The sequence below is a fragment of the Bacillus sp. B4EP4a genome (genome assembly GCF_006680105.1).
Classification (GTDB): domain Bacteria; phylum Bacillota; class Bacilli; order Bacillales; family DSM-1321; genus Peribacillus; species Peribacillus simplex_E.
The window spans coordinates 190,163-210,038 of the sequence record NZ_VHIK01000037.1 but is presented as its reverse complement, the minus strand read 5'-3'; the positions used below and the strand labels follow the sequence as shown (position 1 = coordinate 210,038).

Annotated in this window: 22 protein-coding genes and 2 riboswitches; of the genes, 17 read left to right on the top strand and 5 right to left on the bottom strand. The window is 43.2% G+C overall.

What is annotated here, in order from left to right; all coding sequences use genetic code 11:
• Positions 1-111: 111 nt before the first annotated feature.
• Both FNK51_RS19090 and FNK51_RS19085 read left to right on the top strand, forming a co-directional pair.
• Complete coding sequence (locus FNK51_RS19090; RefSeq protein ID WP_098371841.1) at positions 112-1,539, top strand: alanine/glycine:cation symporter family protein; 1,428 nt, start codon at positions 112-114, stop codon at positions 1,537-1,539.
• 182 nt (positions 1,540-1,721) lie between these two features.
• Complete coding sequence (locus FNK51_RS19085) at positions 1,722-1,940, top strand: YozQ family protein (RefSeq protein WP_098371842.1); 219 nt, start codon at positions 1,722-1,724, stop codon at positions 1,938-1,940.
• Between the two features lie 112 nt (positions 1,941-2,052).
• On the opposite strand, the gene FNK51_RS19080 is transcribed toward FNK51_RS19085, so the two are convergent.
• The 5 genes from FNK51_RS19080 to FNK51_RS26675 form a co-directional block, all read right to left on the bottom strand.
• Positions 2,053-2,898 carry an energy-coupling factor ABC transporter ATP-binding protein gene (locus FNK51_RS19080; RefSeq protein WP_098371843.1) on the bottom strand — a complete coding sequence of 282 codons (846 nt, stop codon included), beginning with the start codon at positions 2,896-2,898 and terminating at the stop codon, positions 2,053-2,055.
• Between the two features lie 18 nt (positions 2,899-2,916).
• Entirely contained in the window at positions 2,917-3,693 is a 777-nt protein-coding gene (gene cbiQ / locus FNK51_RS19075; RefSeq protein ID WP_141994319.1) for a cobalt ECF transporter T component CbiQ, read from the bottom strand.
• Positions 3,680-3,991, bottom strand: a complete 312-nt coding sequence (locus FNK51_RS19070; protein WP_098371845.1) for an energy-coupling factor ABC transporter substrate-binding protein — start codon at positions 3,989-3,991, stop codon at positions 3,680-3,682. Before FNK51_RS19070 ends, cbiQ begins: the two co-directional genes overlap by 14 nt.
• 1 nt (position 3,992) lies before the next feature.
• Complete coding sequence (locus FNK51_RS19065; protein ID WP_098371846.1) at positions 3,993-4,736, bottom strand: energy-coupling factor ABC transporter permease; 744 nt, start codon at positions 4,734-4,736, stop codon at positions 3,993-3,995.
• Positions 4,737-4,756: 20 nt separating this feature from the next.
• Positions 4,757-4,927 carry a hypothetical protein gene (locus FNK51_RS26675; RefSeq protein ID WP_179086154.1) on the bottom strand — a complete coding sequence of 57 codons (171 nt, stop codon included), beginning with the start codon at positions 4,925-4,927 and terminating at the stop codon, positions 4,757-4,759.
• A riboswitch (cobalamin riboswitch) is annotated at positions 4,911-5,106 on the bottom strand. It overlaps the preceding gene by 17 nt.
• A 201-nt stretch (positions 5,107-5,307) precedes the next feature.
• A riboswitch (cobalamin riboswitch) is annotated at positions 5,308-5,498 on the top strand.
• Between the two features lie 150 nt (positions 5,499-5,648).
• Here FNK51_RS26675 and FNK51_RS19060 point away from each other — a divergent pair.
• The 15 genes from FNK51_RS19060 to FNK51_RS18990 are packed head-to-tail and all read left to right on the top strand — an operon-like array spanning position 5,649 to position 19,837.
• Positions 5,649-6,017, top strand: coding sequence for a (2Fe-2S) ferredoxin domain-containing protein (locus tag FNK51_RS19060; protein WP_133345724.1), 369 nt, complete (start codon positions 5,649-5,651; stop codon positions 6,015-6,017).
• A 15-nt stretch (positions 6,018-6,032) separates the two neighbouring features.
• On the top strand, positions 6,033-7,688 hold the full coding sequence (gene cobJ / locus FNK51_RS19055; RefSeq protein ID WP_141994318.1) for a precorrin-3B C(17)-methyltransferase: 1,656 nt from the start codon (positions 6,033-6,035) through the stop codon (positions 7,686-7,688).
• 18 nt (positions 7,689-7,706) lie between these two features.
• Complete coding sequence (locus tag FNK51_RS19050) at positions 7,707-8,621, top strand: sirohydrochlorin chelatase (RefSeq protein ID WP_141994317.1); 915 nt, start codon at positions 7,707-7,709, stop codon at positions 8,619-8,621.
• Positions 8,618-9,388: a precorrin-6A reductase gene (cobK, locus tag FNK51_RS19045; protein WP_141994316.1), complete on the top strand. Its 771-nt coding sequence runs from the start codon at positions 8,618-8,620 to the stop codon at positions 9,386-9,388. The genes FNK51_RS19050 and cobK overlap by 4 nt, the downstream gene beginning before the upstream one ends.
• 12 nt (positions 9,389-9,400) lie before the next feature.
• Positions 9,401-10,048: a precorrin-8X methylmutase gene (locus FNK51_RS19040; protein ID WP_098371851.1), complete on the top strand. Its 648-nt coding sequence runs from the start codon at positions 9,401-9,403 to the stop codon at positions 10,046-10,048.
• A gap of 5 nt (positions 10,049-10,053) precedes the next feature.
• Positions 10,054-11,166, top strand: a complete 1,113-nt coding sequence (locus FNK51_RS19035) for a cobalt-precorrin-5B (C(1))-methyltransferase (RefSeq protein ID WP_098371852.1) — start codon at positions 10,054-10,056, stop codon at positions 11,164-11,166.
• The gene (cbiE, locus tag FNK51_RS19030; protein ID WP_098372007.1) at positions 11,150-12,364 is read left to right on the top strand and encodes a precorrin-6y C5,15-methyltransferase (decarboxylating) subunit CbiE; all 1,215 of its coding nucleotides are present in this window, start codon (positions 11,150-11,152) and stop codon (positions 12,362-12,364) included. The genes FNK51_RS19035 and cbiE overlap by 17 nt, the downstream gene beginning before the upstream one ends.
• Entirely contained in the window at positions 12,357-13,064 is a 708-nt protein-coding gene (gene cobI / locus FNK51_RS19025; RefSeq protein ID WP_098371853.1) for a precorrin-2 C(20)-methyltransferase, read from the top strand. Before cbiE ends, cobI begins: the two co-directional genes overlap by 8 nt.
• Positions 13,061-13,837, top strand: coding sequence for a precorrin-4 C(11)-methyltransferase (gene cobM / locus FNK51_RS19020; protein WP_098371854.1), 777 nt, complete (start codon positions 13,061-13,063; stop codon positions 13,835-13,837). Before cobI ends, cobM begins: the two co-directional genes overlap by 4 nt.
• Positions 13,834-14,958 (top strand): cobalt-precorrin 5A hydrolase, encoded by a 1,125-nt coding sequence (locus FNK51_RS19015; RefSeq protein WP_141994315.1) that lies wholly within the window; start codon positions 13,834-13,836, stop codon positions 14,956-14,958. Before cobM ends, FNK51_RS19015 begins: the two co-directional genes overlap by 4 nt.
• Positions 14,959-14,973: 15 nt before the next feature.
• Positions 14,974-16,368, top strand: coding sequence for a cobyrinic acid a,c-diamide synthase CobB (locus FNK51_RS19010; protein WP_098371856.1), 1,395 nt, complete (start codon positions 14,974-14,976; stop codon positions 16,366-16,368).
• A 35-nt stretch (positions 16,369-16,403) separates the two neighbouring features.
• Positions 16,404-17,213, top strand: coding sequence for a uroporphyrinogen-III C-methyltransferase (gene cobA, locus FNK51_RS19005; RefSeq protein WP_098371857.1), 810 nt, complete (start codon positions 16,404-16,406; stop codon positions 17,211-17,213).
• Entirely contained in the window at positions 17,192-17,755 is a 564-nt protein-coding gene (locus tag FNK51_RS19000; protein WP_141994314.1) for a nitroreductase family protein, read from the top strand. The genes cobA and FNK51_RS19000 overlap by 22 nt, the downstream gene beginning before the upstream one ends.
• Positions 17,756-17,769: 14 nt before the next feature.
• Positions 17,770-18,306, top strand: a complete 537-nt coding sequence (locus tag FNK51_RS18995; RefSeq protein ID WP_141994313.1) for a cob(I)yrinic acid a,c-diamide adenosyltransferase — start codon at positions 17,770-17,772, stop codon at positions 18,304-18,306.
• 13 nt (positions 18,307-18,319) lie between these two features.
• A complete protein-coding gene (locus tag FNK51_RS18990) occupies positions 18,320-19,837 on the top strand; it encodes a cobyric acid synthase (RefSeq protein ID WP_141994312.1) in 1,518 nt (505 codons plus the stop codon).
• The last annotated feature ends 39 nt before the right edge of the window (positions 19,838-19,876 follow it).

Sequence of the window (19,876 nt, the reverse complement as noted above, 5' to 3'; positions counted from 1 at the left end):
TCCTTTTTTTTATGGCTTCATTTTTTTATCTCCACAATGAACAGGGGAATAAATTATAGCTGTATATGTTTTTATAATAATAATTATAGTGTAGTAGAGGGGTTTGTTTTAATGGAGATGTTAGAAAATTTTATTAGTGAGACAAATGATGTGTTGTGGTCATCCATTTTAATCATTATGTTAATTGGATTGGGACTTTATTTTTCCGTACGCACGAAGTTTGTTCAATTCAGAATGGTAGGGGAAATGTTCCGGCTATTGGGTGAAGGGGCCACTGCGGAAAAAAAAGGTGTGACATCCTTTCAGGCATTTTGTATTAGTACGGCTTCCCGGGTGGGAACGGGTAACCTTGCAGGTGTTGCCATAGCGATCACGATGGGCGGACCTGGAGCCGTTTTCTGGATGTGGTTAATAGCACTGATCGGATCTGCTTCGGCTTTCATTGAAAGTACACTTGCTCAAATCTATAAGGTCAAGGATGGGGATGCATTCCGCGGCGGTCCTGCGTATTATATGGAAAAAGCATTGAATGCTCGCTGGATGGGCATCACGTTCGCTGTGTTGATTTCGCTTACATTTGGACTTGCTTTCAATTCGGTTCAAGCCAATACGATTACAAGCGCATTCAATGAATCGTTTGGAATTGAAAAGTGGGTTACGGCTGTCATCCTGGCAATCGTCACGGCTGTCATCATTTTTGGCGGGATCAAAATGGTTGCAAAGGTCTCTGAAGTCATCGTTCCGATCATGGCAGGAGCCTATGTTATAGTGGCGTTGATTATCATCATCATGAATATTACCGAGTTACCTGGTGTTTTTGTTCTGATCTTTGAAAGTGCATTTAATGGAATAAAAGAAGTGGCTGGCGGAGTACTGGGAGCAGCCATGATGCAGGGAATCAAGCGCGGCCTATTTTCAAATGAAGCCGGGATGGGTAGTGCACCTAATGCTGGTGCGACGGCAGATGTCAGTCATCCCGTTAAACAAGGGCTCATTCAGTCACTAGGTGTTTTTGTCGATACGCTCATCATTTGCAGTTCGACTGCCTTCATCATTTTGTTTTCAGGTCTTTATACATCGAAGGAAACGGACGGAATCGTCCTTACCCAAAATGCCCTTGGAACGGCATTGGGATCTTGGGCGGGTATTTTCCTTGCCATTATTGTACTGTTATTCGCTTTTAGCTCCATTGTGGGCAACTATTATTATGGAGAGTCGAACATTGGCTTCATCAATGAAAAAAAGGTTTGGTTAAACATCTATCGTATCGCAGTCGTAGGGATGGTGATATTCGGTTCTCTTGCCTCACTGGATTTTGTTTGGGGACTGGCTGACTTGCTGATGGCCCTTATGGCCATTATCAACCTGATCGCCATAGCATTACTAGGGAAGATTGCATTTGCTGCACTGGCGGATTATCAAAAGCAAAAGAAAAGTGGGAAAAATCCTGTCTTCCATGTGAACAATATTAAAGGTTTGAAGAATGTGGAATGTTGGGGTGACCCATCCGATAATGTGGATGTGAAGAAGGAAGCCTAAGCTCTCAATAAGCTTACATGTAAAGTCCTTGAAAGGGGATTTTACTTGTAAGCTTTTTTTCCCTTTACCCTCCTTTTTTTATCATTATTGAATATTGCTTCAGTTTTTACACAAAATACTTTTGTCTTTAATACTGCTGTCAATGGATGATTGGACAATTAAAAAAACTAGGAGTGAAAAAAATGGATAGCAAGCAATCAAAAAATGAATCTTCTGAAATTGCCGGAAGAACATATGATGTTAGTGATTATAAACGGGAAGATAATTTATCCTCTGGACTGGCTACAACCCACGAACAAGTATCGGATACTTATGCGGAAGGCGAGATAAAAGCAGTCGTTGATGATGTAAACGGAAGAGATATTGAGCTTGCAAAAGAAAGAACTGAGGAAGAAAAGTAATAAATAATAAGATTTTTGTTTTTTAGGAACAAGAATTATCGCCTGTTATTTTAAAGATATATCGGTTTGATCCCCTAGTTTTTGGATGAAACAAGAGCTAGGGGATGCTTAATTAATAAATACTTTCAGTCTCCAACAATTGAAGCAATTCTTCCTTCGTTCTTGGGAAAAGGTCCCGTTCTGCAGGTTCCCTTGATTGATGAAGGGCTTGAAACATTTCAAAAACCCACGGCTTCTCCAGATGCGCTTGCAGCAAAACGTCTTCATCATGGAAAACGGATACGGGGTCCCCTTGGTATATGACCTTACCATCGTTCATGACCACGACTTCATCAGCCCATTGATAAGCTAAATTAACATCATGAGTTGACAGGATTATCGTTTTGTCCTGGTGGTGGATACTGTCCAGCAGAGCCATGATCTGCTTTGAGAAATAAGGATCCAATCCAGCGGTAGGTTCATCCAAGAGCCAGACATCGGGTTCCATGGCGAGTACCCCTGCAATGGCGACACGTTTTTTTTGCCCTAGGCTCAAAAAATGGGTGGGTCTGTCTTTCAGTTCGGTTACTTCCGTTTCAGCCATTGCCCAATTTACTTTCTCCTGGACTGCATTTCTATCCCAACCTAAATTCATCGGTCCAAACGATATATCCTGTTGTACATTAGCGGAAAAGAGCTGCGAGTCGGGATCTTGAAAAACGATCCCGACTTGCTTTCGTAATGATAATAATGCTTTACGGTCATATTTCATTTTCTTGCCCTTAAATCTGATCTTTCCTGCTGTAGGTTGTAAAAGACCATTTAAATGCAGGAATAAAGTCGATTTGCCGGCACCATTATTGCCTAATAACGCTATCTTTTTACCATGTTGAATCGTTAGCGAAAGATCGTTTAAAGCGAACGTTCCATCTGCGAATTGATGGGTGAGGCCTTCTATATGAAAAATATGCTCGTCCATTCTTGGTTTGCCTCCAATTTACAAAATTCCATTAATAAAGATTAAGCTTCCTAGTATTACAATCGCGATCAGCCAATTGCGTGAGGAATAGGTGTAAGTATCCTCGATATAGGAAAGGTTCTCCTGATAGCCTCTTGCGTTCATGGCCATCGTCAAATGTCCAGAGCGCTGCAATACTCCTAAAAATAATGATGAGATTAGTAATCCGAGTGATCGAATGCCTTTCCTTAACGAACCATACCCCAGCCGTGAAGCTTGTGATTGGTGAATGGCCAAAGCTGTATCTAAAAAAATAAAGATGAAGCGATAGGTCAGCTCTATTAAATCGACCAATAAGGAAGGCACTTTAAGTTTTCGCATCACCGATAGGATGACGGTAATGGGTGTAGTCAAGGTAAGGAAATATAAACAGCTGATGCTGCCTAATACGACAGTGATCAAATTGATCACTGTACCTATGCTGTCATCGCTGATGAAAATTTGCCAGTTCCCGACCTTCCAGGACCACCATATATTCGAAATCGAAGTAAATTTGCTTGTAAAAGAAAAAAGGATGGTAATTGTTCCTGATAGTATAAAAAATCCTGGTAATAGAAGTAATTTAAGATAATAAGAAAGCGGGATTTTTGCCCCAAAAATGATTAAAGCACTCATCACCGTAAAAGTGATGAGCGAAACGGTCATATCCCTTACCGTTAACGAAAATAGCAAAAGGGAGAGTGCAAAAACCATCTTTTCCAACGGATGTACATCCTTTAGCCCATTGAAATAGGCATATTTATCAATGAGTAACATGATTCGATTTTTCTGGAATTTCTTGTTTGGTTTGCTTATTTCTTTGTCTCGTTACACCTATGAAATAACCAATGAAACCAGCTCCGATTGCAGCTTGCAGCGCAAATAATAAGCTTTCGGTTTCTGCACCTGGCGGCTCCCAAATACTGTTGAACCATGGCTTGTATTCCGGCTGGATTTTAGTGATGGCTTCTTCAGCTTCGCCATCGGCACCGCCAAATTCCGTTCCTTGTTGTGTGATTAACGGTATGGTAGCAAGAATGACGACCAGGAAAAGCAGCAGTAAACTTTTTTTCATGTTAACGGGCCTCCTTAGATAAAACTCGCAGCAATTTCAATTCGCCTAGATTGTATTTTTTTAAGAAATTCATCACGACGACTGTCAATAACCCCTCACTGATTGCCAAGGGAATTTGGGTCAGGGCAAAAATCCCTGCAAATTTACTGAAAGAGGCCATGAATCCTCCTACCTCGGATGGAAAAGCAAGAGCAAGTTGAACGGAAGTCACCACATAGGTTCCCAAATCTCCAAAAGCAGCTGCCAAGAAAACGGCAAGTGAAAAAGACCACCCCAATTTAGTTGCGCCCTTGAAGACGAAGTAAGCAATGAACGGTCCGCAAACGGCCATGGAAAATGCATTGGCCCCTAATGTCGTCAATCCTCCGTGAGCCAGTAAAACAGCTTGAAATAACAGAACGATGGAGCCAACGACACTCATGGCCAATGGTCCGAATAAAATGGATCCCAAACCAACTCCGGTAGGGTGTGAAGAACTTCCCGTAACGGAAGGAATCTTTAGGGCCGATAAAATGAATACAAATGCACCCGATAGGCCAAGCATCATTTTTGTTTCTGGGTTTTCCCTTACTTTGGATCTAATGGACCGGTAACCCAAGATTAAAAATGGAAGGGTAACGGCCCACCAGAATATAGCCCATTCAATGGGTAAAAAGCCCTCCATGATATGCATGGCCATTGCCCTTTTTGGGACAAAAAGCAGTAAAATGACAAAATAAATAATTTTCCAATTGGTTCTTTTCATTCTTTCTCCTTTCAACACTTTTAATTTTTCTGATCAATCTTGAGAAGAAAGGCGCGCCCAACATAAAAAGCACTTCTCTCAAAGGAAAGAAGTGCGTAATGAACAGGAATTTTGCAGCATAAACCAACCATGGGCCTTTCTGCCTGATCCGCACACCCATCCTCGTAGGTTGAAACAGTTTCACGCTTCATGGCAGGTCTCCTGGCTTTGGTTCATCATCCCATTACATCCTTCCCATCTAATTTGACAGTGGATTAAAGTTAAAGTAATAGGACTTCCCTTTACAGTGGCGGGACCGCTCCGGATTTTCACCGGCTTCCCTTTTAAGCTGAATTCCGAAAAATTCAACACCATAAAACTTATGTAATTATTTAGAAAATTCTCGTATAGTGTACCATAAAGAAATAATTCCAGCTACACTATATTTTTTTTTTGACTAAGTTTGTTGCAAGGAAAGGCTTGTGGGAAGGATATACACTATTAAACTTTTCTAAACAGTCGGAATAAACTATTGAATTTTGATAAAGTTGTTATATGATAGATAAAGTTAGTTAGAAATGTATATTAAAACCAAATATTATATTTTAAAAGTGCTCTTGTGTGAATAAGCAAGGGATAATAGGGAAATCGGTGAAAATCCGATGCAGCCCCCGCTACTGTAAACGCTGATGAAATTGTCGATAGCCACTGGCATTGTTGCCGGGAAGGGACAAAGTAAAATGAAGCGTAAGCCAGGAAACCTGCTTTTAAAATTGCATCATACTTTTCGGAGGGAAAGGTAGAAGGACTATGACGATTTTGGGAGATTGGGCATTCTTGCCTGGGGCTCCTCATTCATATAGTTTTTTTAAACCTTGACTCTTATGTTAAGGTTTTTTATTTTGCCTTTTCCCTGAACGCAGGAGGAAGAAGATGACTACTTGGAACTTAATGGGTACAAATACACATCTGTTGATTTGTAATGGAAGCAGCTGCATGAAGAAGGGCGGGGAAGAAGTAACCCAAGCGATTCGCGATGAAATTACTTCCAAAGGACTGGATTTGAAAATCCATACAACCAGGACACGGTGTAACGGAAGATGTAAGGATGCCTGCGTTGTGATTGCCTATCCTCAAGGAAACTGGTATCGAGTGGAAACGCCTGATTTCGGTCGCCAGATTGTCAGCCATATTGATGATGGGGAGTTTGTTCCACAAATGATCTACCAATTCAATGATGGGGAAATGACACCGAATCCAGATTTTCCTGCTCATACGGGTATTTCAAAGAACAAAGCGTAAAAAGGAGATGTCTTAATGAGTACAAACGGTAAATTATTCGTCGTGGGCTTTGGGCCAGGGAATTTTGAACACATTACCAAACGTGCTGTCGAAGCCCTTCAAGAAAGTGACTACATCATTGGTTATAAAACTTATGTTGAACTCATTCAGGGACTGCTCACAGATCAAACGATTATTAGTACGGGTATGACTGAAGAGGTATCACGTGCACAGGAAGCAGTGAAACAAGCGGAGCTGGGTAAGAAAGTTGCGGTAATTTCCAGCGGGGATGCCGGAGTTTACGGAATGGCTGGCTTGGTTTATGAAGTATTGATTGAAAAAGGCTGGAAAGAAGAAACTGGAGTGGGCATTGAAGTCATTCCTGGCATTTCGGCAATCAACTCTTGTGCATCTTTACTTGGGGCACCAGTCATGCACGATTCGTGTACGATCAGTCTCAGTGATCATTTAACTCCTTGGGAACTGATCGCTAAAAGGGTTGAAGCAGCTGCAATGGCAGACTTTGTCATTGCCCTGTATAATCCGCGCAGCGGCAGGCGGACCAGGCAAATTGTTGAAACACAGAACATTCTCCTTCGCTACCGTTCGCCCGATACACCTGTCGGGTTGGTGAAAAGTGCTTATCGCGATAGGCAGGATATTGTCATAACCAATTTGAAAGATATGTTGAATCACGATATTGGAATGTTGACCACCGTCATTATTGGTAATTCATCCACCTTTTTATATGATGACAAAATCATCACACCAAGAGGCTATCAGAGGAAATATACTTTGAATTCGGAAAAGCAACCATTGAAGCCGCATCAGCGTCTGCAAAAAGAAGCGGAACCGTGGGCATTAGATCAAGAAGCCGATTCTGTACAAGAAGTCTTCATCGAATCCGCTGGAGGAGTTGGATTACTTACAAAAGCACCAGAAAAGAAGCCAGCTTCCTTTGAAATGGCAATGGAAGCACTGTCAAGAGTCAAGGGTCAAACCGTTCAGCAATCCATTGAGCCAATTGTTCAGCAAAAAATGGAGTCGGTATTCGAACTTGCCGTTAGTCCAGGTGTGGCGAATAAACAATTCACTCCCAAACAAATGATGACACTTGCGGAAGTTGTCGGGGAAAAGGGCACGATGGAATACACGCCAAATCATAAAATCGTATTAAAGATTCCGACAACGGATCCGGATGTCATTACGGGGAAATTGCAATCAGCAAACTTTCTATTATCGCCGATTGGAGATGTACTGACATTAAAAGCCTGTGATTTCTGTGATGGTGAAAAAACGGAATCCATTCCTTATGCGGATGAAATACATCGGGTGCTTGGCGGAATGAAAATGCCCAAGGAACTTAACATCGGTTTTAATGGGTGTGGGATGGCTTGTTATAGTGCTGTGATGGATGATATCGGGATTGTCTTCCGAAAAGGGAAGTTCGACTTATTTCTTGGAGCTAAACCGGTTGGAAGAACAGCCCATCCAGGTCAGCCGGTTGCGGAAGGCATTGAACCGGAACAGCTTGTTGAACTGATTACGGACATTGTCGCGGAGTATAAGCAAAATGCCCATCCAAATGAGCGGCTTTTTAAATACTTCAAACGTTCGAAAAAGATACAGAATTTTTCTTATCAGGACATCGCTCCAAAAATAAACATAGAGCCTGCGCCTTGTGAAGACTAATCAAGAGGGGGAAAGTAAATGAAAGCAGTTTTGTTCGTAGGACACGGAAGCCGCTTGGCTTCGGGAAACGAAGAAGTCCTTCATTTTATTGAAAATATGATTCCGGCATTGGATGAGCGCTTCCTTGTAGAAACGTGCTTCTTGGAATTTGCGGCACCGAATATATCCAAAGGCATTGATAATTGTGTAAAACGAGGGGCTACTGAAGTTATCGTCATACCGATCATTTTGTTGCATGCAGGTCATTCGAAATTACATATCCCAGCTGAAATAGAAGATGGGAAAACAAAGTATCCAGAAGTGAAATTCACATATGGCCAAACGATCGGGGTCCACCATGATGTATTGACAATCCTGACAGACCGTCTTGAGGAAGCGGGATTCGATACAACCTCTGAACATGCTGAGACAGCAATATTGCTAATTGGCCGAGGTGGCAGTGATGCTGATGCAAATAGTGATATATATAAAATTTCACGATTATTATGGGAAAAATTAAACGTTAAATGGGTCGAAACAGCTTTCATGGGTGTAACGGACCCGCACGTTGATGAAGGCATTGAGCGATGCACCCGCTTAGGGGCAAAAAAAGTAGTGATGCTGCCATATTTCCTCTTCACAGGGGTGTTGATGGAAAGAATGGAGGATATGCTGAAAGGCTATCAAGAGCTATATCAAGATCAAGAATTCATTTTGGCGAAGTATTTTGGATATCATCCAACATTACAGAACATTCTGCAAGAACGTGTAATTGAAGCTAGTGAAGGCAGATCAAGCGGGGCACGTGATTTGGAAAACTATCGTAAACATGTCGAGGAACATGGGCATGCCCACCATCATCACCATCACGACCACGATCACCATCACGATCACCATCACGACCACGACCATCACCACGATCACGATGGGCAAGTGGTGGGGACGTCAAAATGATTTTGTTTTTGGCGGGTACAAGTGATGCAAGGGAATTAGCTATTGAGATGCAGCAGGTGGGATTCAAGGTTTTGGCAACTGTTGTAACCGGGTCGGCGGCTAAAAGTTTGCAAGATGCAGGCATATCCACCCGGATTGGCCGATTAACTGCAGAGGATATGACATCTTTAATTTCTGAAAAAGGTTTTCAGGCTGTAGTTGATGCAAGTCACCCATTTGCCGAAGAAGCATCCAAAAACGCCCTTAACGGAGCAAAGGCAGCAAATGTCCCTTATATTCGTTATGAGCGTGAAAGTCAACGGTTTCAGAATGATAAATTGATAGTTGTCCGTGATTATGAAGAAGCTGCCAAACTTGCCGCTGCGAAACGGGGAGTCATCATGCTCACGACCGGAAGTAAAACCCTAGCCGTGTTCGCAAAAGAATTGCTAGGGCTCGAGAATACCAGAGTCATAGCGAGAATGCTGCCACGCATGGACAATATGGAAAAATGTGCGCAGCTGGGCATTGAACAAAAAAATATCGTTGCGATTCAAGGTCCATTTTCCAAAGAATTAAATAAAGCTCTATATGAACAGTATGGCGTCACATTGATGATAACGAAAGAAAGTGGCAAGGTCGGTGCGGTTGATGAGAAATTGGAAGCCGCGTTGGAATGTGGAATAGAAACGATTATGATATCGCGACCGGATATTGACTATCAAAATGTTCATTCCAGTTTTGATCATGTCATCGCCGAGTTGAATAAACAGCTAAATGAAAAATAGGAGGAATGCAAGATGGATTTTAAAACGGATTTTAAACCACTAACGGTAGACCCAGACAAAATATATGATTATAGCTTCTCGATCATAGCCGAAGAAATGGGCAATCATGATTTTTCTGAAGATGAATGGAAGATCGTACGCCGGGTCATTCATGCTTCAGCGGATTTTGAATTGGGAAGAAGTGTCATCATCCATCCAAATGCCATTCAAGCTGGTGTGGAAGCAATTCGCAAAGGTAGACATGTCATTGCGGATGTGCAAATGATCGAGAGCGGTACAGGCAAAAAAAGATTTCAAAAACACGGCGGGGACGTTCATTGCTATATTTCAGATCCGGATGTGATGGTCGAAGCAAAACGTTTGAATACGACAAGGGCGATCATTTCGATGCAAAAAGCCGTAAAGGAAAATGAAGGGGGCATTTATGCCATTGGCAATGCACCTACAGCTTTACTTGAGCTCATTCGCCTTATTAAAGAAGGGATTGCAAAACCGGACTTAATCATTGGAATGCCTGTTGGGTTTGTTTCTGCAGCAGAATCGAAAGAGGAACTCGCTAAGATCACGGAAATTCCATTCATTACGAATATTGGCCGAAAAGGTGGAAGTACTGTCACTGTTGCTGCATTGAACGCGATTTCCCTTTTAGCTGATAGTTAAAAATCATGGAAAAGAAAGTAAAAAAAGACCCCTCACAAATGCGTCATGGGTATACGACAGGGGCATGTTCGACTGCCGTGACTAAAGCGGCATTGACTGCATTGATCACGGGGGATGCACTTGAGGAAGCCACGATTTCCTTGCCCATCGGGCGAGATGCCACTTTCACTATTGAGAAATATGATATATCGGAAAATGCGGTTAGTGCTGAAACGATCAAAGATGCCGGAGATGATCCCGATGCCACCCATCTGGCACATATTATCTCTACTGTCAGCTGGTCTGATGCACCTGGGATTATCCTGGATGGGGGGATAGGTGTGGGTCGTGTGACCAAACCCGGGCTTCCTGTTCCTGTAGGAGAAGCGGCCATTAATCCTGTACCGCGCAAAATGATTTTAACCACTGTGAAACAAACATTGGAAGAATTTAAGATCAATAGAGGAGTGAAAGTCGTCATTTCCGTGCCAGCAGGTGAAGAAATAGCGAAAAAAACATTAAATGGCCGCTTAGGGATTGTGGGGGGCATTTCCATTTTAGGAACAAGGGGCACTGTCGTCCCTTTTTCCAGTTCAGCCTATATGGCAAGCATCGTCCAGGCTATCAGTGTCGCCAAAGCGAGTGGGTGCGAGCATCTTGTCTTAACTACTGGCGGGCGCAGTGAAAAGTATGCGATGGGCCTTCTCCAGGATTTACCTGAGGAAGCCTTTATTGAAATGGGTGACTTTGTGGGCTTCTCACTTAAGCAATGTAAGAGGCAGGGAATTAAAAAGGTATCACTGGTCGGCATGATGGGGAAATTCTCCAAAGTGGCCCAAGGTGTGATGATGGTGCATTCAAAAAGTGCGCCGGTCGACTTCGGTTTTCTATCGGAAATAGCCCAAAGCGTCGGAGCTGAAGATGATCTTGTTCTTGAAATCAAGAATGCAAACACAGCGTCACAAGTCGGGGACATGATGTCAGCGATAAATAATTTTGATTTTTTTAATAAACTATGTGAATCCTGCTGTCACTCTGCCATAAAGCAAGTGAAGGGCGGAATTGAAATGGAAACGGCGATTTATTCGTTGAAAGGACAATTACTGGGAAGGGCTGTTGGAATTGAGTCAATCGATTAAATTAATCGGGATAGGGGATAACGGTCAGGAAAGCTTACTGCCCCAATATGCCCAATGGATAGAAGAAAGTGAAGTGCTGGTCGGAGGTGAGCGGGTCTTATCGTTTTTCCCGAACTATACTGGCAAGAAGATTGTCATAAAGGGCGGTTTGAAAAAGGTGGTGGAACAACTGCAGGATGAAACTCGTCCAACAGTTGTCTTAGCTTCCGGTGACCCATTGTTTTATGGAATGGGAGGCTATCTTTCTAGCAAAATCAACATAGAGGTTTACCCATATTTCAGTTCAATTCAGCTTGCTTTTGCAAAAATGGGTGAAAGCTGGCAAGATGCCTTCCTAGTTAGTGTTCATGGCCGCAGTATGAAAGGGCTGGCCCAAAGGATTGATGGAAAAGCGAAAGTAGCTTTGCTTACTGACATCGAAAATAGTCCAAATCAACTTGCTAAATATCTCATTTCATTCGGAATGACTGAATACCGGGCATTTGTGGCTGAAAATCTTCAAGGAGAAACCGAAGACTCTGGCTGGTATGAACTTGAAGAAATGATGGAGCGGGAATTCTCCCCGTTGAATGTCGTCATTTTGAAAAGAAAATCAGAAGGTCCAAGCTGGTCCTTGGGGATAGAAGATGAAGAATTTTCGCAGCGTAAACCGGATAAAGGCCTCATAACCAAAAAGGAAATTCGGGTATTAAGCCTGCATGCGTTGAAACTCCGGAAAAACAGCACCGTTTGGGATGTTGGGACGTGTACGGGCTCAATGGCAATTGAAGCGGCCAAGCTTGCATCCGAAGGCCAAATTTTCGCAATTGAAAAAAATGAGCCTGATTTAGATAACTGTTATTTAAACCAGCGTAAATTTCGTACTGATATAACTGCTATTCATGGAAAAGCTCCGCAGGGACTGGAAACTTTTCCGGATCCTGATGCAATTTTCATTGGAGGGACTGGCGGCGAAATGGTAGATCTAATCAGTACATGCTGCAAACGGCTAAAAGAAGGCGGCAGGATCGTTCTAAATGCTGCGACGATTGAGAATCTTTACCGGGCTAATGAGGCATTTGCTGAAGCTGGTTTTCACACTTCCATCATGCATGCCCAAATCTCCAGAAGTAAGCCAATATTGGGAATGAACAGATTTGTTCCGCTTAATCCGGTGTATATAATTACTGCACAACGAAAGGAAGACATGAATGAGTAATCTTGGTACATTATATGGCCTTGGCGTGGGCCCGGGCGATCCAGAGCTTATTACAGTAAAGGCATTTCGCGTGATTCAGGAATCTCCGGTCATTGCGTATCCAAAAAAAAGAAAAGGGAGTAAAAGCTACGCCCATCGCATTGTTGAAGTTTACATTCGTCCTGAAGAGAAGGATATGCTGGGACTAGTTTTTCCGATGACGAAAGATCAAGCGATTTTGGATCGGGAATGGAACGGAACGGTTGAAAAAGTTTGGCAAAAATTAAATGAAGGTAAAGATGTTGCTTTCGTTACGGAAGGCGATCCGCTTTTATATAGTACGTTCATACATATGATGAAATTGATGCAGGAGTTGCATCCCGAAGTAGAAATCAAGACAGTCCCGGGCATTTCTTCGTTTAATGGGTCAGCGTCAAGGCTGGGCATCGCTTTGGCTGATGGTGATGATCATGTTGCGATAGTTCCTGCAAGGGATGACTATGAAGCGATGAAGAAGGCGATCGAAGATCATGATGCAGTTGTGTTCATCAAAGTCGCAAAGGTCATCGATTTAATGATTACCGTTTTAAAAGATTTGGACTTGCTTGAAAAGGCCTCGGTCGTAACCAAAGTCACTTCGGATGAAGAAGTGATTTGGAAAGTGAGTGAATTGGAAGGACTTGAACTAGAATACTTAACATTGATGGTGGTGAGAAAATGAAGATATATATTGTAGGTGCTGGCCCGGGTGACCCGGATTTGATTACTGTAAAAGGATTGAACATTCTCCAAACGGCTGATGTGATTTTATATACGGATTCATTAGTGAATGAAGAATTGATTGCAAAGGCAAAACCCGAGGCCGAGGTGCTAAAAACGGCTGGAATGCATTTGGAGGAAATTGTTGGCATCATGGTTGAGCGTGTTAAAGAAGGAAAGATGGTTGCTAGAATCCACACAGGTGATCCTGCCATGTACGGTGCAATCATGGAACAAATTGTCCTTTTGAAGAAAGAGGGTATTGGTTATGAGGTGATCCCTGGCGTAAGTTCGGTATTCGCCTCAGCAGCGGCAATAGGAGCAGAGCTGACCATCCCTGATTTAACTCAGACACTCATATTGACGAGGGCTGAAGGACGTACGCCTGTTCCGGAATTTGAGAAGCTACGTGATTTGGCAAGTCACCACTGTACGATTGCCCTCTTCTTGAGTGCGACCTTGACCAAAAAAATCGTTAAAGAACTCCAGGAAGCCGGTTGGAAGGATGATACTCCGGTAGCAGTCATTCAAAGGGCAACATGGCCGGACCAAAAAATCGTTCGTACCACGTTAGTGAACTTGGATGATGATATGCGTCAAAATGGTATCCGCAAGCATGCGATGATTTTGGCTGGATGGGCGTTAGACCCTACCATTCATGATAAAGATGAATACCGTTCCAAATTATATGATGCGAGTTTTACCCACGGTTTCAGAAAAGGTGTTAAGCCATGATCATTGAACTGAAAGAAGCGGAACTTGCTCCCATTAAACGGTTTCATACTTATGCGATCGTGGCGATTACAAAGCATGGTGTCGAGCTGGCACGAAAATTACATACTGCTTTTTCGAATTCCGATCTATATTACATGAGCAAGTTTGAAAAAGGGGACGAAGAGCATAAACAGATCCAGCTTTTTTCGGGCAGTGTCCGTATGCTATTACCAGCTTTATTCAAGGAATATAAAGGAATCATCTTAATTATTTCACTCGGCGCAGTAGTCAGGATGATTGCACCAATTTTGAAGGATAAGAAAACGGATCCGGGTGTCGTTGTCATTGATGATAAAGGGGAAAATGTTATCAGTGTACTGTCAGGGCATCTGGGAGGAGCGAATGAACTGACTAAGGAAGTTGCTGCAGCCCTTGACGCAAGAGCTATAATCACCACCGCTTCAGATGTACAAAAAACGATTCCTGTCGACTTATTCGGCCAGCGCTTCGGCTGGATTTGGGATTCTGCAGAAAAATTGACGCCAGTAAGTGCGTCCGTTGTAAATGAAGAGCATGTTGCCGTTGTACAGGAATCAGGTGAACGGAATTGGTGGACTTATGAAACGGCATTACCTGAACGGATAATCGTATATCCATCCATTGAAGAAGCGCTTCACGCAAAGCCGCAAGCAGCGCTGGTCGTAACTCACCGTATCCTTAGCCAGTCGGAAAAGAGGATCCTTGAAAATGGGATCGTATATCGTCCAAAAGTCATTGCTCTCGGTATCGGGTGCAATAGGGGAACAGCGGCAGCTGAAATTGAGCAGGTGATTGCAGAAACACTAGCGGAATTATCATTTTCCCTAAAAAGCGTTAAAGCGATCTGTACAATTTCCTTAAAGAAAGACGAAATCGGCTTGATTGAAGTGGTCGAAAAATATGGCTGGGAATTCGTGCATTTTGAACCGGAAGAGCTTAATCAAGCTAAAATCGAAGCGCCATCAGAAACAGTATTTAAATACACGGGTGCATATGGTGTAAGTGAACCGGCTGTGAGGATTTATACTAAAGCTGAACAATTGGAGCTGGTTAAGAAAAAATCGGGGAACGTAACCATTTCAGTGGGGATCATTCCTTTTTAAGGAGGGAGAAGTAATATGAACGATAGAAGATTGGTAATTGCGGGTACCGGAAGCGGTGTCGGTAAAACGACATTGACCATCGGAATCATGGCAGCCCTCCAGAAGAAAGGCTATACTGTGCAAGGGTTTAAATGTGGTCCTGACTATATTGACCCTACTTATCATACAGCCGTTACAGGACGGATTTCACGCAATCTTGACAGTTGGATGTTCGAACATGACACTGTCCGAGAAATTCTTACCAAAGCAGGTACCGGAGCTGATATATCGATCATCGAAGGAGTCATGGGCTTCTTCGATGGCAAAAGTCCTTTATCCAATACAGGATCGACGGCTGAAATCAGCATCATCACGCAAAGCCCTGTCCTGTTGGTAGTCAACTGTGCCAGCATGGCACGGAGTGCAGCTGCCATCGTAAAAGGATTTCAGGACTTTTCGACCGGTCCGGACATCATTGGTGTAATTGCCAATCAAGTGGGAAGTGAAGGGCATTACAAAATTGTCAAATCAGCCATTGAGCAAGAGTGTGATGTACCGGTGCTGGGTTATATGAAGCGGGAAATGGATATTGATATTCCAAGCCGTCATTTGGGTTTAATTCCTGCTATTGAACGCGGGGAACTAAATCCGTTTTTCGATAAGCTTGCACAATTAGTCATGGAAACGATCGATATCGATCAGTTGTACCGTTTATCCAAGACAAGCTCCGTTTCCAGTGGAAACTCAAATATATTTCAACCCCAAAATGAAAAGGAAGTGTGCATTGCCGTCGCAAAAGATGCAGCCTTCAATTTTTATTATCAGGAAAACCTTGAGTTGCTTGAAGCATTTGGGGCGAACATCAAGTATTTTTCTCCATTAAAAGGGGATGAAGTTCCATTGGATGCTGATGGTTTATACCTTGGAGGCGGTTTTCCTGAGGAATTTGCAGCTGAACTTTCCGGTAACGTGGGTGCTATCAAATCCATCAGAAGCTCCATTGAAAAGGGGATGCCGACTCTAGCGGAATGTGGCGGTTTCATGTTTTTGAGCAAATCGATTGAAACAACTTCCAAAGAAACGCATCAGATGGCAGGTATTATACCGGGCAGGATTAAAATGCAGAAAAAACTTGCAGCACTTGGGTATCGAGAAATTACAGGAACTCCAGGCAATTTTTTGATCAATGAAATGGAGCAGGCAAAAGGACATGAATTCCACTACTCGACATTCGAAGCGGATGATGATCTTACACATGCTTATGAAGCCAAAGGCAGATTCGGGTCGAAACAAGAGGGGTGTGTATTGGGTAACCTTGTTGCTGGGTATACTCACTTTCATTTTGCTTCCAATCCAACACTTGCAAAGAACTGGATCGATGCTTGCTTAAAACAAAAAAACAGATCTGCCCATGAAACTATCAACAAGTAGAAGATATTTTACGAAGATTAAGAGGAGGCGCGAGCATGAAACCGGGAAAAGTTCATCTGGTCGGTGCGGGTCCTGGAGATCCGAAACTGATTACGGTATATGGACTGGAATGTATCCAAAAGGCGGATGTCATTGCATATGACAGGCTTGTCAATCCAGAATTATTAACTTATGCAAAAGAAGATGCAGAACTGGTGTATTGCGGGAAATCACCAGGGAAACATCATCTCATTCAAAATGAAATACATGAACTTTTAGTGGAAAAAGCCTTACAGGGGAAAAACGTTACCCGTCTGAAGGGTGGAGATCCGTTTGTCTTTGGGCGGGGCGGTGAGGAAGCAGAGATACTGGCTGCTAACGGGATTGAATATGATATCGTCCCAGGAATCACAGCGGGAATCGCAGCACCGGCTTATGCGGGCATCCCGGTGACCCACCGTGATCATGCCTCAAGTTATGCGATTGTGACAGGCCATGGCCGTGATTACAAGGGGCAGGATAACCTGAATTGGCAGGCATTGGCTCAGGGAATCGATACTATCGCCTTTTATATGGGAATAGGTAATATGCCGTTTATCTGTGAAAAATTGATGGAGCATGGCAGGGACGGCAATACGCCAGTGGCTGTCATTGAATGGGGCACGACTGATAAACAAAGGACGATTACCGGTACTTTGAATTCGATTTCTTTGAAGGCTATAAAAGAAGAAATTCAAAATCCATCAATCTTTCTAGTAGGGGATGTCGTCCAATTAAGAGAAAAAATCCAATGGTTTGAAAGAGTGATTGATTCAAAGTCCATAATTGAAGGGAATGAGTCGGAATGTCCATCATTCAAGAATTGAAGGAACGCAGGGCAATAAGGAATTACGAAGAAAAAGAAGTGGAAGACCAAAAAATCAGGCAGCTATTGGAAGCGGCTACCTATGCCCCTAACGACCGATTGCGTGAACCTTGGAGTTTTTATGTAATCAAGGGAGAAGCGAAGCACCGTTATGAAAGATTGGCAGAAAGGTATTTACATGAACGCTTCCCGACCAAACCAAAATTGATTGAAAGTTCACTGGAAGTTGTAAAGACGACACCGCTAATCATTGTCGTGACTGCCGATATTTTGCCTGATGATCCAGATTCATCCGAAGACAATGTATTTGCTTCTTGTTGTGCCGTTCATTCGATGTGGCTTGCCGCAAAAGAACTTGGTCTCGGCTTCGTTTGGCGCACTAGAGGAGTGGGTCTTGTCAGGGATGAACGCCTGCACGAATTTATCGGTTCACCGGAAAACAAAAAAGTGATCGGCACCATTTTTGTCGGATACCCTAAAGGCGATCAACCGGTTCCTGCTACTAAAAGGACTTCATACATAGAAAAAACAGTTTGGCTATGAAGGTAGGTGAGTGAGTGGCACGCAGAGGATTAATGCTTATTTATACAGGAAACGGGAAAGGGAAGACGACTGCCTCATTAGGGGTGACTTTGAGGGCAATCGGCAGAGGAATGAATGTCAAATACCTTCAGTTCATAAAATCTCCAGAGCGTACATATGGGGAAGCATTGGCTTTGAAAAAATTAGGAGTTGAAATGGAGCAGCTAGGTATTGGTTTTACATGGACCAAAACTCCAGAAGAGCATCGCAACGCATTATCGTTGGCTTGGGAAAAGGCGAGACTGGCCCTTAGTGATCCCGGCATTGATTTACTTGTTTTGGATGAGTTGAACAATGCATTGGCGATTTCCAAATTCCCGATTGAAGATGTCTTGCCATTGACTGAAGTCATCGATGCGATTCGAAATCGTCCCGCTCATATGCATGTAGTCATTACCGGCAGGGATGCCAAGCCAGAGCTTATGGAAATGGCCGATTTGGTTTCATCGATTGAGGCGACCAAGCATTATTATGACGAGGGCATCGGCGCTGTCAAAGGATTAGAGTTTTAAGGGGGTGAGCGTAATGAAGGCACGATCCATCATGATACAAGGGACGTCGTCTGATGTAGGGAAAAGTTTGATTTGTACGGCATTTTGCCGGGTATTTTCCAATAAAGGATTACGTGTCGTCCCATTCAAATCACAAAACATGGCTTTGAATTCTTATGTAACCTTGGATGGCGGTGAAATCGGACGGGCTCAGGGAGTACAGGCGGAAGCAGCACGGATCACGGCAACGACCGATATGAATCCGATATTACTGAAACCGAAGCAGGATATGGTTTCGGAAGTCATCGTGCACGGAAAGCATTTTCTTGATATGAATGCAAAAAGCTATCGGTCCCAATTTGTCCAGGAAGCCATGCCCATCATCCGTAAATCGGTCGAAAAACTTCAAGAAGACTATGACATCATCGTACTCGAAGGGGCAGGAAGTCCGGCTGAAATTAACCTTAAGGACCGGGATATAGCGAATATGCGAATGGCTAAACTCACGGATGCGGCTGTCATTTTGGTGGCCGATATTGATCGTGGTGGAGTATTTGCGTCCATCATCGGCACACTTGCTTTATTGGATCAAGATGAACGAGATAGTGTAAAGGGGATCATCATCAATAAATTTCGTGGCATGCGTGAATTGTTGGACGATGGCATTGAATGGGTGGAAAAGGAAACCGGGATTCCGGTTCTCGGGGTGCTGCCCTATCTTGACGTGAATATTGAAGCGGAAGATTCACTTGCCCTCTCTTCCTTGCGTTTTAAAAAACCTAAAAAGGCTGAGTTTCCGATCGATGTAGCCGTCTTGAGATTTCCACGGATCTCCAATTTTACAGATGTGGATCCTTTTTTTGATGAACCCGGAGTAGGTGTCCGCCTAGTAAGCAGTGTCCATGAGATAGGTAATCCCGATCTGCTTATTTTGCCTGGTACAAAAAACACGATGGAAGATTTAAAGTGGTTGAATCGTATGGGGATGGATCGGGCCATCAATGAATTGCGGAAACAAGGAACGATGATATTTGGCATATGCGGTGGTTTTCAAATGCTAGGGACTAAACTTTTCGATCCTGACGCGGTCGAAGGTGACGGTGAGAACGCAGATGGGCTCTCGCTTCTTCCGGTGGAAACCGTATTTCAAGCAGAAAAGAAAACGGTACAAATGGAAGGTGTCCTTTCTGCCGGGATAATGGAAGGTCAAATGAATCTTAACGGTTTCGAAATACATTTGGGCAGAACGACATTGAAGTCGCAAGTAAGGCCCTTTCTTTTATTGAAGGATGGAAGAGAGGATGGAGCCATTTCCAATGACAACAAAGTAATGGGAACATATCTTCATGGGATATTCCATAATCGCCTGTTCACTAGAATACTAGTTAACCAAATTCGACGGAACAAGGGGTTGGAAGAAGTGAAGGAAAACGTCCAAAGCGACTCGGAGCGTAGGGAGGAAGCGTACAATCTCTTGGCATCCCATTTGGAGGAAAACATTGATATGGATACCATCTATCAATGGCTGCAGCTGGAAACTGCAGAAAATTAATGTTAATCAAAGCCCTTTTAACTTCAAAAAAGATCAATT